The 14,335-nt window shown below is 48.5% G+C and carries 11 protein-coding genes; 8 read left to right on the top strand and 3 right to left on the bottom strand.

Annotated features, from left to right (window positions below; genetic code table 11):
* Positions 1-40: 40 nt before the first annotated feature.
* On the bottom strand, positions 41-1,396 hold the full coding sequence (rlmD, locus tag ACLM7Z_RS11095; RefSeq protein ID WP_435645026.1) for a 23S rRNA (uracil(1939)-C(5))-methyltransferase RlmD: 1,356 nt from the start codon (positions 1,394-1,396) through the stop codon (positions 41-43).
* Positions 1,397-1,675: 279 nt separating this feature from the next.
* The gene (locus ACLM7Z_RS11090) at positions 1,676-2,329 is read right to left on the bottom strand and encodes a hypothetical protein (protein ID WP_087021990.1); all 654 of its coding nucleotides are present in this window, start codon (positions 2,327-2,329) and stop codon (positions 1,676-1,678) included.
* A gap of 105 nt (positions 2,330-2,434) precedes the next feature.
* Between ACLM7Z_RS11090 and ACLM7Z_RS11085 the strand changes: the two genes are divergently transcribed.
* The 4 genes from ACLM7Z_RS11085 to radA all read left to right on the top strand — a co-directional run bounded on the left by ACLM7Z_RS11085 (position 2,435) and on the right by radA (position 6,035).
* On the top strand, positions 2,435-3,148 hold the full coding sequence (locus ACLM7Z_RS11085) for an N-acetylmuramoyl-L-alanine amidase (RefSeq protein WP_133058312.1): 714 nt from the start codon (positions 2,435-2,437) through the stop codon (positions 3,146-3,148).
* Between the two features lie 131 nt (positions 3,149-3,279).
* Positions 3,280-3,762: a DUF6323 family protein gene (locus ACLM7Z_RS11080; RefSeq protein ID WP_435645025.1), complete on the top strand. Its 483-nt coding sequence runs from the start codon at positions 3,280-3,282 to the stop codon at positions 3,760-3,762.
* The gene (locus ACLM7Z_RS11075) at positions 3,755-4,651 is read left to right on the top strand and encodes a DUF6179 domain-containing protein (protein ID WP_435645024.1); all 897 of its coding nucleotides are present in this window, start codon (positions 3,755-3,757) and stop codon (positions 4,649-4,651) included. Before ACLM7Z_RS11080 ends, ACLM7Z_RS11075 begins: the two co-directional genes overlap by 8 nt.
* 10 nt (positions 4,652-4,661) lie before the next feature.
* The gene (radA, locus tag ACLM7Z_RS11070; protein WP_087022007.1) at positions 4,662-6,035 is read left to right on the top strand and encodes a DNA repair protein RadA; all 1,374 of its coding nucleotides are present in this window, start codon (positions 4,662-4,664) and stop codon (positions 6,033-6,035) included.
* Positions 6,036-6,479: 444 nt separating this feature from the next.
* Here radA and ACLM7Z_RS11065 read toward each other — a convergent pair whose 3' ends face one another.
* Positions 6,480-6,923: a MerR family transcriptional regulator gene (locus tag ACLM7Z_RS11065; protein ID WP_087021981.1), complete on the bottom strand. Its 444-nt coding sequence runs from the start codon at positions 6,921-6,923 to the stop codon at positions 6,480-6,482.
* Positions 6,924-7,058: 135 nt separating this feature from the next.
* Between ACLM7Z_RS11065 and ACLM7Z_RS11060 the strand changes: the two genes are divergently transcribed.
* From ACLM7Z_RS11060 to ACLM7Z_RS11045, 4 genes are all read left to right on the top strand, one after another.
* Complete coding sequence (locus tag ACLM7Z_RS11060; protein ID WP_087021978.1) at positions 7,059-8,231, top strand: iron-containing alcohol dehydrogenase; 1,173 nt, start codon at positions 7,059-7,061, stop codon at positions 8,229-8,231.
* A 269-nt stretch (positions 8,232-8,500) separates the two neighbouring features.
* A protein-coding gene (locus tag ACLM7Z_RS11055; RefSeq protein ID WP_435645023.1) for an IS3 family transposase occupies positions 8,501-9,656 on the top strand; the annotation gives its coding sequence in 2 pieces (ribosomal slippage) (positions 8,501-8,763 and positions 8,762-9,656; 1,158 coding nt in all).
* Positions 9,657-10,321: 665 nt separating this feature from the next.
* The gene (locus tag ACLM7Z_RS11050; protein WP_273350544.1) at positions 10,322-12,478 is read left to right on the top strand and encodes a BglG family transcription antiterminator; all 2,157 of its coding nucleotides are present in this window, start codon (positions 10,322-10,324) and stop codon (positions 12,476-12,478) included.
* Entirely contained in the window at positions 12,475-14,331 is a 1,857-nt protein-coding gene (locus ACLM7Z_RS11045) for a PTS mannitol transporter subunit IICBA (protein ID WP_273350545.1), read from the top strand. The genes ACLM7Z_RS11050 and ACLM7Z_RS11045 overlap by 4 nt, the downstream gene beginning before the upstream one ends.
* The last annotated feature ends 4 nt before the right edge of the window (positions 14,332-14,335 follow it).

Genomic DNA, 14,335 nt, shown 5'->3' with positions numbered 1-14,335 from the left:
AAGTATGTGAAAATGCCGGAAATAGACAGTTTTCCGCACTTTATTCCTCAATGCGAGACATCAACGCTACCGTCTCAACATGCGCTGTCCTTGGGAAAAGGTCAAAAACCTTATATTTCTTTATCTTATATCCCTTTTCACCCAACAGCTTGACATCTCTTGCAAGCGTTGCCGGATCGCAGGAAACATATACCAATCGTTTCGGCTGCATCTGTCCAACAGCATCTATGGTTGCCGCATCCAAACCTTTTCGTGGAGGATCGACTACAATCACATCAGGATGTGTACCCTCGTGGGCAAGCATAGAAGCGGCCTGGCCGGAATCGGCGCAGATAAACTTTACATTTGTAATATTGTTCAGCTTTGCATTTTCTTTTGCATTTTTTACAGCTTGCGGGACAATTTCCGCGCCGATTACCGACTTGGCTTCCCGTGCAAGTGCAAGGGTAATGGTGCCAGCACCACAGTAGAGATCAAGCGCGGTCTGCGTATTGTCCAGTTCGGCATACGCAAGTGCTGTTTCATACAATCGCTCTGCCTGTGCACGGTTTACCTGATAGAAGGAGGCAGGGGAGAGACGGAAATGATTTCCACACAAAACATCTTCCAGTGTATCGCTGCCCCAGATAGTGACATAAGAATCTCCAAGAATTGCATTGCCGGTTTTTTTGTTGATGTTCAGTACAATGCCGACTAACCCTGGGACAGCAGTTCTCGCTGCGGAAACGAGCGCATCGATCGCAGGAAGTTTTGGACTTTTTGTAACGATACAAAGCAGAACCTGACCGGTTGCAAAGCCAGTGCGCACATAGATATGTCGGATCAGCCCATTATGTGTCGTTTCATTGTATGGTGCAATATGATTATCTGTCATCCATTGGCGTACACAGCGGGCAAGCATATCCGCTGCTTCGGTTTGAATGAGACACGCTTCCATCGGAATAATGTCATGACTGCGCGCACGGTAAAATCCGGTAATAACACCGGCATCATTGCGCCCAACAGGATACTGCGCTTTGTTGCGGTAATGATAGATTCGATCAGAACCACAGACATCCTCTGGTTCTAATTTTACACCACCAATGCGCTGCATGGCATCTTGTACCTTTCTTTTTTTTGCACGCAGTTCCTCCAGATAGGTCAAATGCCAATAACAACAGCCACCACATTTGGATGCATGTGGACATTCTGGTTCAATGCGATTTTTAGATGATACAATGATGTTTTCAATTCGTCCAAATGCATAGTTTTTGGCAACTTTGACAATACGGATATCACATTGGTCTCCGACTGCACCACCGGGAACAAAAACAACCATATCATGAATTCGGGCAATAGAAGAACCATCACCGGAATAACCAATGATTTCTGCCCGATAAATTTTATTCTTTTCCATACTTTCCTCCGATGAAAGAAACTGTTGATTGCTATTATTATATCATGGAAACACAATAGAATAAATCATCTATCTACGACTTTTTACGAAGTGACTGTGATTCCGTCAGGATGTTGACAGTTTTACTGTGCTCTGATAAAATAAAAAAACAGATTCTGTGTATAGAGGAAGCCGCTGATGTGCGGCAGCAGGGTGTCCCTGAATCTGCTGGTGACGCAGCAGATTCATCCCAAAGCAAAACAACCGCTGATACAAATCAAATGTATCGGCGGTTGTTTTTTACTTTTTTAGTATTTTAACAGTAGATTCAATATTTAATGCAGAAAAATCTTCAATCGCATATAGCGGATAAGTATGAATATCACGGTAGAGATAAAGTGCTGTGAGGCAACAGTAAACTGCTGCGCCAATCAGACAGGAGGTGAGATCACAGACGACATCATATGCACCAGGCGAAATCTTGAGAACCAGAAGCATAGCCGTGATTTGCAACAGTTTCCAGACCGTACTGACGGCCATGGCAAAACAAAAACAAAAGAGATTGGAAAACTTCATATTTTGTTTTTTAGGCCGTTGCTTCATAAAACAGCAGAAGAAAACCGCAGCAAAGATGCAGAGCAGAAAGCCGCCTGTCAGATAGATCAGTTCATCATATAGTGGAATTTTTTGTGAAAATGACAGAACGATTCCACCGGAATAACCGAACAGAATAAACACATAATAAAAGAAGAGCAGCAGTTGTCCGGGCTTTAGATGAAGGGTATGATGGATTACATGGGGAAGCACAAGCCAGAGCACCGTGCATACAGAGAGCATGGCATGGATAAGATTTCCTGTAAACAGATAATAGACGCCGAGTGCAACGCTCAGCGGAGCATACAAAAGCAAAAAAATGCGATTGATACTGAGAAATAGCTGTTGTCTTTGCCGCATCAGTCAGTATCACTCCTTTCCGGAAATGGCAAAATAGCATTTACAGTATAACACATATTGTAGAAAAACGCATCATATCTTTTGCGGGAGGGAGTTGCTGTGGATATGAGTATATGGAAGCAGAAGCGCATCATTCTGGCAGCAATTGCAATAATTGCAGTGCTCGCAGCGACACTGACATATCGGGATGTTTTTCAGGCAATCAGTGCGTTTGCACCGCACACGTATCAAAATATTCTGGTTTTAGATGCCGGGCATGGCGGAATGGACGGCGGTGCGGTGGCGGAGGACGGCACGATGGAGCAGGACATCAATCTTGCGATTGTACGAAAATGTGAAGCCTTTGCCGGACTGTTCGGCCTGCACACCATGCTGACACGTGAAGACGGAAACTCCATCGATTACGACCCGGAACAGAGTATCCGTGCCAACAAAGTGGCTGATATCCATGCACGCGTACGTATTACAAACAGCGTGCGCAATCCGATTTTTTTGTCCGTCCATCTCAACAAGTTTACGGATTCCTCTTATTCCGGCGCACAGGTCTTCTGGTCGAAGAATAATCCGGAGGGACAGTTGCTGGCACAGCAGATTCAGAGTACTCTGACACGCGGCTTATCGCCTGTCCGGGAGCGGCAAGCGAAGCAGGCAGCGGACAGCATTTATCTGATGAAGACATTAACCTGTCCGGCTGTAATCGTAGAATGCGGATTTCTGTCCAATGCAGAGGAGGCACGTCTGTTGGCGCAGGACGACTATCAGAAGCGCCTTGCTCTGTGTATTATTGACGGCTGCCTGCAATATGCAGAACAATCCTGAAAATTCGTAAAAAAGAGGGAAGAAAAAATTTTTTCTTCCCTCTTACTGCATTTATATTACCACAAAATTGTAAATTTTTCAAGTCTTGTAATCCATCTCCCAATGCGGTATGAAGGATAGGGAGGTACATGATGATGCAGGAATTACAGATATTTTTTCAGTCGGTACAGCTTGAACAGTACAGGACAGAACTGGTGTGCTGCAACCGATTTTCAGAGCAATACGGTCTTTCCCTTTCGGAAGCACAGATGGAGCAGTTGGCAGTGCGGCATATCGAAGCCTTGCGAGCCTCCGGGCGTGTGGAGTTCGGAACAGGTGTGCTGGAAAAGCTGGTGCACGCCTTTTGCGATTCCCCCTATCTGGTGCAGGAAAACTATGCTGACACACTGACGGAATTGCAGGAGCTGTTTTATCATCTGAAAACAGATTGTATGGAACGGGTTTCCGATGATGAACTTGTCGAAGCGATGCAGCTGATATATAATGAAGCTGTACATGGAGATCTGACTGGCTTGATGGATGCAGATCGGGACACCATCTATCGGATTGTCCGAACCGGCAGCCTGTGTAGCACGCTGTGGGAGCAGGAAAGTACGGGGTGGAACAATGAATGACGCCATGATTTTTGCCGCTGGGGAGCTGACCGCAGAACAGGTAGTGATTGTTCAGCGGCAATTGTATGCACTTGTTGCAATGCAGGCAGAACGATATACCGCTGGAGAGAGCAGTTCTGTCCCTGCAGAACTGGCAGGTGAGCTGCTCAATTCGGTGTGCTTCTGTCTGGAACAGCTGGAAGATGGCGTACGTGTGCTGCTGCATTGTGACGGCACGGAAGCGCTGATGGAAGGTATCCGGCGTATCAGGCGCAAGCAGGCATATGGCAAAGCTCTGTGGCAGGAGATATGCGACCATCTGCCGCCGATCAAAAATCGTTCCATGATGGATACGCTCGGCGGTATCGGTACGTTCTGGAAGCGATATAATCCGCGTCTGTTCTCCCATCAGATTCCGGGTGACATTGATTATCAGCTCAGCATACCGGTATCGGAGCAGCTGTGCGGCATCGATTATGTCAACTGTTATCTGGAGCATCTTGCAATAGAAAACGGATTTTTGTGTTTGTTTTCCAAACAGGCATTGCTTCCGGTTCTGAACAGATTTTGCCCGGATTATAACGAACTGCTGGTTAACCTGTATGAGCCGGTTGCAGCGAATGCACTGGGGTGTGTGCTGCTGGGCCGGGAAGTGCTGGGACTCAAAATTCCACCGGAGAGTGATGCGGCATTGCAGGCGTGTTTTTCCGGCAAGCCGACGGATGAAATCAAACAGATGCTATGCCGGGCGGCGCATGTGCTGTCAGAGCAGCTGGACATGCAGTCTGTTCCGGCGAAAGAATATTTGCAGGCTTATGCGGAGCGGTTGGTACCGCGGATTTCCGCCGTGCGCACGCCGGACGGCTTTCGGGGGATTTTCCCTTCCGGAAATCACACAGACACCTGCTGAAAGGAAGCTTATGAAACAGAAATCATCATTTTTATGCTCAGAATGCGGTTATGAAAGCGCGAAATGGTACGGAAAATGCCCGTCCTGCGGCGCATGGAATACCATGGAGGAATTCCGTGAGGCAAAACAGGCGGCGCCGCGCGGTACGTTGGCAAAAACCGACCGGCGCCGCAATAAGCCGCTGGAAATCAGTGCGATTGAAACCCAGGAGGAATTACGCTTCCACACCGGTATTTCCGAGCTCGACCGTGTGCTGGGCGGCGGCGCAGTAAAGGGGAGCTTTGTGCTGGTCGGCGGTGAGCCGGGCATCGGCAAATCCACATTGTTGCTGCAAATGTGTCAGGAAATGTGCCGACAGGCAAAGGTACTCTATGTTTCAGGTGAGGAATCGCTGCGGCAGATCCGCCTGCGTGCCGATCGTCTTCATATCTCCTCTTCTGACCTGTTTGTGCTGGCAGAGACCGATCTGGAGGAAATCATTGAAGAAACTGATATTTTGCAGCCGGATGTCCTCATTGTCGACTCTATTCAGACGGTGTATAAATCTGATCTGAGCAGCGCGCCGGGTAACACGACGCAGATCAAGGAATGCGCGATGACATTGATGCAATATGCCAAGCGGCGCGGTGTCACTATTTTTATTGTCGGACATGTCAACAAGGAGGGCACACTTGCGGGTCCAAAAATTCTGGAGCATATGGTCGACTGTGTGTTGTATTTTGAGGGAGAAAAGCAGATTTCTTTCCGCTGTCTGCGTGCGGCGAAGAACCGCTTTGGTTCGACGAATGAAATCGGTGTGTTTGAAATGAGCGACTGCGGCCTGATCGAAGTTCCGAATCCGTCCGCAGCAATGCTGTCCGGGCATCCGACCGATGCATCGGGCAACTGCATCGCATGCACCATAGAAGGCAGCCGTCCGATTCTTGCAGAAATTCAGGCACTCGTTACCAAAACTGCCTATGGCACACCGCGCCGCATGTCGGCAGGTGTCGATTACAACCGCATGGTGCTGCTGCTGGCCATTCTGGAAAAGCGCGTCGGACTGTACTTGTCTGCAAGTGATACGTATATCAACGTCATCGGTGGCATGCGGCTGGACGAACCTGCAATTGACCTGCCGATTGCCCTGGCTGTTGCATCCAGCTATCGCGATCAACCGCTGCCGGAGGGCGTGATGGCGTTTGGAGAGGTCGGCCTGACCGGCGAACTGCGCGCTGTGACTGCCGCAACACAGCGCATTCACGAGGCCATCCGGCTCGGCTTTTCGACCTGCATCATGCCGAAGCAGGACATTGGCCGCATACAAGTGCCCGATGGATTCCACATCATCCAGACGCAGAATATTGCGCAGGCAATCGGCGCAGCATTCAGTACGAAGAAGTAAAGTCATGCATGGCTTTATATGACCTATGTATGACAGCGAGGAGGCGTAGGACGCGGCACAGGAAATCTTTTCACGCTTCTTCTGCCATCTGCGCAATACCGGCATTACGGAAAGGCGAAGAATTATCTGTATATCATTTCGGGAAATCCCTGCAAAAGTCGGTACGGCAGAGCATATGCCGTATCTCTGGGGAATTCATTGCATTCAGCGATGATATTACAGACAAAATAGATGTAAAGGTATATATCTTTACTGCATTGCAAAAACTGCCGATTTTACTGAAAAAACTCTGATTCTGCGCTTTTTACGACGATATATAAATCTAAGTGGGCGCTGCATTCTTTCTATCCTGTATGCGGCATTCCGCAAGCAGGAAATGCGGTAAATAATAGTTGAAAATAAAAACAGATGGTCTTCCTGCGCTGGGAAGCCATCTGTTTTCAGTTATTCTGCTTTGGGATGATGGAATCTGCGGAATTCCTCCGGGACATCCTCCGGCTTGATGGTGCGCAGAGCTTCACAGGTGCCGGCGGCCTTGGCCGTTTCATAATACCAGCGTTTGTATCGGAGCATTTGCAGATGATCCTGCATTTTCTGTATATTCTGCTCGACCACTGCCTGTTGTGCCTGAATCAGCTCCAGCCGCTGCGGAATGGTTTGGTCGCCCTCCATGCACCAGTCGATAAAAATTTTGATATCTTTGATCGACATGCCGGTGTTTTTGAGACATTCAATGATGTTCAGCCATTCAAAATCCGAATCCTTGAACATACGAATACCACTGTCCGAGCGCTCGACAAAGGGCAGGAGACCTTCTTTGTCATAGTACCGCAGAGTGGAGGGGGCGACATGCATGCGTTTTGCCATCTCTCCGACTGTATAAAACATGCTGTTCTCTCCTTTTTGGAAGAAGTTCAAAAAGAGGGCTTGACTTAAAGTTAACTTTAAGTCGTATAATTTACTTGAGCTTACAGAAAAAGTGTACCACGTTCTATTTTTACTGTCAACGAGGAGGAAAACCGGATGAGCTTTCGTATGTATGTACCAACCAGAATTGTGTTCGGCGCCGGTATGCTGAACAAGCTGTCCCGTCAGAAGATGCCGGGGAAAAAAGCGATGATCGTAATTTCAAATGGCAAATCGACCCGGGCAAACGGTTCACTTGACCGCACCATTGCAGAGCTGGACAAAGCAGGTGTTGAATCGGTGGTATTTGATAAGATTATGGCGAACCCGCTCAAGTCTACTGTTATGGAAGGCGGCGCGTTTGCGAAGGAAAATGGCTGCGATTTTATTGTTGCACTTGGCGGCGGCAGTGTCATGGATGCTTCCAAGGCAATTGCAACAATGGCGACCAATGACGGCGATCTGTGGGATTATGTATATGGCGGCACCGGCAAAGGGCAGCGTATTCCGAATGATCCGCTGCCGATTGTTGCAATCACGACCACGGCAGGCACTGGCAGTGAAGTTGACCAGTACGGTGTCATTTCCAACGAGGAAACCAACGAAAAGATTGGCTTTGGCGGTGATGACCGCCTGTTCCCGTGCACCGCGATCGTGGATCCGGAGTTGATGAAGTCTGTTCCGCCGAAGTTCACGGCTTATCAGGGCTTTGACGCGCTGTTCCACAGCACGGAGTGCTATATTGCCGGTACAGCGAACCTTATGAGTGATATGTATGCACTAACTGCGATTGAAAATATCGGTACTTATCTGGCGCGCGCGGTACAGGATGGCTCGGACATGGAAGCACGTGAGCATGTTGCGTTTGCGAACACCTTGTCCGGTGCCGTTATGACGTTGAGTGCCTGCACGAGTGAGCATTCCATGGAGCACGCAATGAGCGCCTATCACCATGATCTGCCCCACGGCGCAGGCCTGATTATGATTTCCCTGCCGTATTACGAGCATTTTATCTTCAAGCATGCCTGTGATGACCGGTTTATCCGCATGGCACAGGCGCTCGGCAAGCCGGATGCCGACAAGCCGGAAGATTTCCTCACCGTTCTGGCCGATCTCCAGAAGGCATGCGGCGTAGACAATCTGAAAATGTCAGACTACGGCATTCAGCCGGATGAGTTCATGACGCTGGCACAGAATGCGCGCGCGACCATGGGCGGACTGTTCCATGCGGATCGTGTGCCGCTGTCTGATGAGGAGTGTGCGGCAATCTTTGAAAAGGCATACCGCTGAGAAACTGGCATCAAATTTGAATGATCCGCCTGTTTTGGCGGGAACCTGACTGGGCGCAAAACAGCGATACCACCCGATTGTACCGACCCCCAAAAGTTAGACCTAAAAATCTAACGATTGGGAGGTCGGTATTTTTATGGCTAAATATAGCTTCGAATTTAAGAAAAAAGTTGTTATGGCATATTTAAATGGTGAAGGCGGAGTGTTGTGATATAATATAGTTGTAACACCTCGACCTAATAGGATATAATCTTAGGAGGAAACGAGGTATGTCACAAATGAGTAAACACTATGAACCAGAATTCAAGAAGAAGATAGTTCGTCTTCATCTTGAGGAGGGAAGAACCCTCAAAGGGCTTGCTGCCGAATATGGTGTATCCAAGGCAAGTATATCTATCTGGATCAAGCAGTTCCGCAAAGAATGCCAAACAAATGAAGAAGCCAAAGCTGATTATGATTACATGAAGGAGAATCTGCAATTGAAAAAGCAGTTGGCAGAACTTCAGAAGGAAAATGACTTCCTAAAAAAGCGGCGGCATTCTTTGCGAAGGAAATCGATTAGCGGCTTATCGATTTATTCAGCAGTATGGGCACAAATATGGTGTCCGTTGGTTGTTGAAAAGACTGAATATCTTACCAAATGCTTATTATAATTTTCTGAAAAACAGAAAATGTGATTATCATAAGCATAAGGACAAAATCAAGCGTGAAATTGTGAATATATACCACTCTCACAACGGCACAGATGGTTACAGAACCATGCATGCTTATCTCCTTCGCAGAGGATATAACATCAGTCGAATAACTGTCCATAAATACATGAATACAGAGCTTCAGTTATTCTCAATTGTAAGGAAACGCAAGCCGGACTATGAATACGGTGCACCTCATAAAGTGTTTGAGAATAAGCTCCATCAGGATTTTAAGGCAGAATCCATTAACCAGAAATGGTGCACTGATTTTACCTGTTTATTTTTAACGAATGGCAGCAAACGTTATAATTGCACGATTATTGATCTATATGACAGAAGCGTTATTGCCAGCATTACCGACAAACACATAACCGCAGAGCTTGCAAAAAGGACCCTGCAGAAAGCAATTGATTTCCAGCCGGGCTTAGATCCCAGCTGCCTGATTCTTCACTCGGATCAGGGAAGCCAGTATACCTCAAAGGAATTCACAGAATACTGCGAATCAGTTGGTATAACGCAAAGTATGAGCAAGGCTGGATATCCATACGATAATGCCCCTATGGAGCGATATTACAACACTCTCAAGAATGAATTGATAAATCATCATTACTATCATTCTGAGAAAGAATTATATACATCCATCGAAGAATTTGCGTATGTCCATTATAACCATGAACGACCGCATTCTTATAATAATTACAAAACGCCTTTCGAGGCACGCTACGGGGCGTAAAACCTATGCAGTAAAAATCAGGTCAAAGTGTTACAAAAAAGCTTGACCACAACACTTCTTTGTCTGGACATGATAATGGCTCCTTTCTTACATACTGGTTTAAGTATATCAGATTCATTAAAATCTGTCCGAAAAAGTGTCTTAATTTATGATACCATTATACTTAATGCGCAGCCGGGTTCTTCGACAGGCTGACGAGACGGCCAAAGCCGTCTCGAAAAAAGTCTAACTTTAAGGGGTCACCTCAGATGGTATCACTGTTTTACATATTATACAGAAAAATATGCTGTATGTTTTCGGGCCTCGTATAGGTTGCATAATTTTACAAAAAAATGACGTCTAGACAGCGGTTTTGGCAGGAATTGGAGGAATTCCGTAACTTCTGCAATTTTGTCACCAATCTTGACGACTGTTTTTGCATGGCAGATGGTGTGTTATCTGTGGACAAAAATAAAACATTTTTGTCAGTAATTGGTAAGAATTAAGAAAAGAAACGGAAAAATACAGAGAAACATTGCCAATAAATCGCGCAATAATCCATCAAAATTAGGCAAAGTGACAGCTGTGTCATGAATACTTGCGGACAAAGATGCCACAGATATTGGTTGACTTGTCAGGAAGTTAATGGTAAAATTTCAATTGTAAGAGGAAAGGGGGCAGCAAAAATGTCATCATCCCCACGAAATTGCGGAGATCAGGACAAGCATGTACAGCTGACATCGCGCCAGAAGGCGATCATTCAGATCCTGACAAAGTTCACTGCCTCCCGCCCGGTGACAGTTGCCATGATTTCCGAAATGATGGGCGTCAGTTCCCGCACAATTCTGCGCGAGATCCCGCACATCGAACAATGGATGACACAGAATGATTTTCATTTTATCCGCAAGCCGGGCGTTGGCCTGATTCTGGACGAGAGCGTTGAGAATCAGAAGCTGATCCTCGAGCTGCTGGAAGTAGAATCCATCCCGAAGGAATACACCAAGGAGGAACGGCGCAGGCGCATTCTCGGCGAGCTGCTATATGCAGAGGAGCCGTTAAAATCCTATTACTTTACTTCAAAATTCCATATTTCAGAGGGGACACTCTCGAGCGATCTCGATGAGGTAGGGCACTGGCTGGAAAGCTATGAGATCCGTCTCATCCGTCGTCCGGGGCTGGGTATCCTGCTGGAAGGGGACGAGCGCAGTTATCGTCAGGCGATTGCAAATGTGGTGTATGAAAGCATCGACGAGAGTCAGATCATGCAGTTGCTGTGCGGCGACCCGACAGAAGATGGAATGTCCGTAACGGTACATAACCGTGTGTTTGGACTGCTTGATCATGACACGACGTCCAAGGTTGAAAAAATCCTGATGGAGTCGGCACGCCGCCTCCATATTCAGTATACTGACAGCGCCTATGTCGGCTTGATTGTCCATATCGGACTGGCGATTAAACGCATCCAGAACAACGAGAAAATCGAGATGGAGCCGGAACGGCTGCAAAAGCTGATGATGCTCCCCGAATTTTCCGTTGCGGAGGAAATTTCCGATCAATTACAGGAAACCTTCCATGTGAGAATTCCGCGCGGAGAGGTCGGATTTATCACCATGCATCTGTCATCGGCAAGAATCTGGCCGACCGGACGGCAGGTAAGGCGAAACATTGACAGCATCAATTTGCGCCAGCTTGCAACCGAACTGATGGAACAGGTGGAACAGCAAATCGGCATGGTCCTGCATGACAGTGACAGTCTGCTGGAAGACCTGTGCAACCATATGGCGCCGACCATCAGTCGGCTCTCTATGGGAATTCAGATTGAAAACACACAGATTGACTCCATTCAGGAGGAATATCCTGAGATTATGGAGGCAACCCGCGACGCCTGCAACGATATTTTATGTCGGGAGGTCGGCGTGGACGAGGTTCCGGATTCGGAGGTTTCTTTTCTGGCGATGCACTTTGGTGCAGCACTTGAGAAAAAACTACAGCAGCTGCAAACCATTTCAGCTGTCGTCGTCTGTCCGACCGGTATCGGCACATCCCGTATCCTCGAGGCCGGGCTCAAAAAGGCCTTTCCCAATATTGATGTACATGGCACGATCTCAGCGTTCCGAATTGACACAAAAAAGCTGCGTGAGCAGGGAATTGACCTGATTATTTCTACAGTCAATTTGACCACCGATTATCCGTGGATTTGTGTCAGCCCGATTTTGCAGGCACAGGATCGCCGCCAGATTGAGAGCGTCATGGCAGCCCTTCAGGATAAAAAACGAGGGAAGCCAATCTCACTGGCACACCGGCAGATGACATGCGAAGATATTCGCCATATCGCCTACACCGGCTCAGAATTGCTGAATATGGTGGAAAATCTCCGGTTTGATACGCTGTCTGAAGCACATTCGCGCACAGAGGTTATTGCAAAGGCAGGCGCACTGTTTGCGGACAATGATCGCTCTGCGGCTGATATCGAGGCAGGTCTGTATGAGCGCGATCAGGTTGCAGATACTTATGTCAAGCAGTTTCATGTCCTGATGCTGCATTGCCAGACAAATATGATAGACCATGCACGGTTTGGCTATATCAGACTGGATCCTCCGCTGTATGAGCAGGCGCGCGTCATCTTCGGCGCGCTGGTCATGCTGGCACCGGAGACCGCGAGTGAGGATGAGGTAGCGCATCATCTGATCGGTGCGATCAGTTCGCTTTTGGTTGAGAATAAGACACTCTTAGGTCAGCTCCGTTCGGGAGACTGGGACGGGAGCCGGGCTTCCATCGAAGCAGGCCTGGGCGTGTATTATAAACAATATTTGAGGAAGAGAATAGGAGTTGGAGGAAAATGAAACAAGCAGTACAGAGGTTTGGTAAGTTCCTCAGCGGAATGGTCATGCCGAATATCGGCGCATTTATTGCCTGGGGCTTCATTACGGCATTGTTCATCGAAGCCGGCTGGATTCCGAACGAAAAGCTGGCACAGTTTGTAACCCCGATGCTGAACTACCTGCTGCCGGTTCTGATCGCCTACACGGGCGGCAAGATGGTCGGCGGCGACCGCGGCGGTGTTATGGGCGGTATCGCTGTCATCGGCGTTATCGTAGGTGCACCGGATTACCCGATGCTGATGGGCGCTATGGTTATGGGCCCGTTCGCAGGCTGGGTTATCAAGAAGTTTGATCAGGCAATGGACGGCCATATGCCGGCAGGCTTCGAGATGTTGATTAACAATTTCTCGATCGGTATCCTTGGCATGCTTCTGGCAATTCTGGGCTACTATGCAATCGGCCCGTTTATGAGCATCATTCTGGTTATCCTGTCCAAGGGCGTTGAAATCCTTGTCAATCACGGCCTGCTGCCGCTGGTTGCAATCTTCATCGAGCCGGCAAAGGTGCTGTTCCTGAACAACGCAATCAACCATGGTATCTTTACCCCGATCGGCCTGGAGCAGGCAGCTACCGCTGGCAAGTCGATCATGTATATGCTGGAGACCAACCCTGGTCCTGGCCTCGGCGTTCTTCTTGCTTACTGGATGTTCTCCAAGGATAAGGCAACCAAGGACTCCGCTCCCGGCGCAATCATCATTCACCTGTTCGGCGGTATTCATGAGATTTACTTCCCGTATATCCTGATGAACCCGTTTGTCATCGTCGCTCCGATCCTCGGCAACGTCTGTGCGATTCTGTTCTTCAGCATCACCGGCGCAGGCCTGGTTGGACCTCCGGCACCGGGCTCCATCATTTCCTTCCTGGCTATGACGCCGAAGGGCGGCATGATTATCAGCATCATCGGCGTGTGCATTGCAGCTGTCGTTTCCTTCCTGGTTGCATCTCCGATCGTCAAGATGGCGGGGGCAAAGAACCTGGAGGAATCCCAGAATCAGATGGCTTCCATGAAGGCAGAGGCAAAGGGAACCGCAGCTCCGGCTTCCATTTCCACCGGCGCTGTCAAGAAGATTGTCTTTGCATGTGACGCAGGCATGGGCTCGTCCGCAATGGGCGCAACCAAGTTCCGCAACCGCATCAAGCCGCTCAACACCGGCATCACTGTCACCAACACTTCCGTAGACAATGTACCGGCTGACTGCGACATCGTTGTTTGCCAGGTAACGCTTCAGGAGCGCGCAAAGAAGAGCGCACCGCAGGCACAGCTTGTAACCATCGGCAACTTCCTGGCTGATCCGAATCTTGACAGCCTGTACAATTCGATTGCCAATATGGGCAGCGGCGGCACGGCGACTGCTGTAGCAGAGCCGGAACAGAAGGAAGAATCTTCCGGCAACAAGACCGTTATGCTGCGCGAAGGCGTAAAGCTCGGCCTGAAGAGTGTATCCAAGGAAGAAGCAATTCGTGCAGCAGGTGAACTGCTGAAGGAAATCGGCTGCGTCGGCGACGCATATGTAGATGCAATGCTTGAGCGTGAAAAGCTGGTTACCACATATATGGGTCTCGGTGTTGCCATCCCGCACGGTACCACACAGGCCAAGGGCGAAGTAAAGAAGTCCGGCATCGTTATGCTACAGTATCCGGAAGGTGTCCCGTTCGGCGACGAAAAGGCACAGCTCGTATTTGGTATTGCAGGTGTCGGCGATGAACATCTGGATCTGCTCGCAAACATCTCCAACGCTCTGGAAGATGAGGATCTGCTGGAGAAGCTTAAGACGACGAACGATGTTGATCTGATTTTGAAGACTTTCAGCTAAGATA

Source organism: Butyricicoccus porcorum, assembly GCF_051246315.1.
GTDB lineage: Bacteria > Bacillota > Clostridia > Oscillospirales > Butyricicoccaceae > Butyricicoccus_A > Butyricicoccus_A porcorum.
Note: the sequence above shows the minus strand (reverse complement) of the source record. Positions and strands in the feature narration are given on the sequence as shown.

Excerpts from the sequence above, each read along its gene's own strand:
- radA (WP_087022007.1), top strand. The coding sequence starts at position 4,662 with ATGAAACAGAAATCATCATTTTTATGCTCAGAATGCGGTTATGAAAGC.
- ACLM7Z_RS11085 (WP_133058312.1), top strand. The coding sequence starts at position 2,435 with ATGAGTATATGGAAGCAGAAGCGCATCATTCTGGCAGCAATTGCAATA.
- ACLM7Z_RS11080 (WP_435645025.1), top strand. The coding sequence starts at position 3,280 with ATGATGCAGGAATTACAGATATTTTTTCAGTCGGTACAGCTTGAACAG.
- rlmD (WP_435645026.1), bottom strand. The coding sequence starts at position 1,396 with ATGGAAAAGAATAAAATTTATCGGGCAGAAATCATTGGTTATTCCGGT.
- ACLM7Z_RS11075 (WP_435645024.1), top strand. The coding sequence starts at position 3,755 with ATGAATGACGCCATGATTTTTGCCGCTGGGGAGCTGACCGCAGAACAG.
- ACLM7Z_RS11065 (WP_087021981.1), bottom strand. The coding sequence starts at position 6,923 with ATGTTTTATACAGTCGGAGAGATGGCAAAACGCATGCATGTCGCCCCC.
- ACLM7Z_RS11060 (WP_087021978.1), top strand. The coding sequence starts at position 7,059 with ATGAGCTTTCGTATGTATGTACCAACCAGAATTGTGTTCGGCGCCGGT.
- ACLM7Z_RS11090 (WP_087021990.1), bottom strand. The coding sequence starts at position 2,329 with ATGCGGCAAAGACAACAGCTATTTCTCAGTATCAATCGCATTTTTTTG.
- ACLM7Z_RS11045 (WP_273350545.1), top strand. The coding sequence starts at position 12,475 with ATGAAACAAGCAGTACAGAGGTTTGGTAAGTTCCTCAGCGGAATGGTC.
- ACLM7Z_RS11050 (WP_273350544.1), top strand. The coding sequence starts at position 10,322 with ATGTCATCATCCCCACGAAATTGCGGAGATCAGGACAAGCATGTACAG.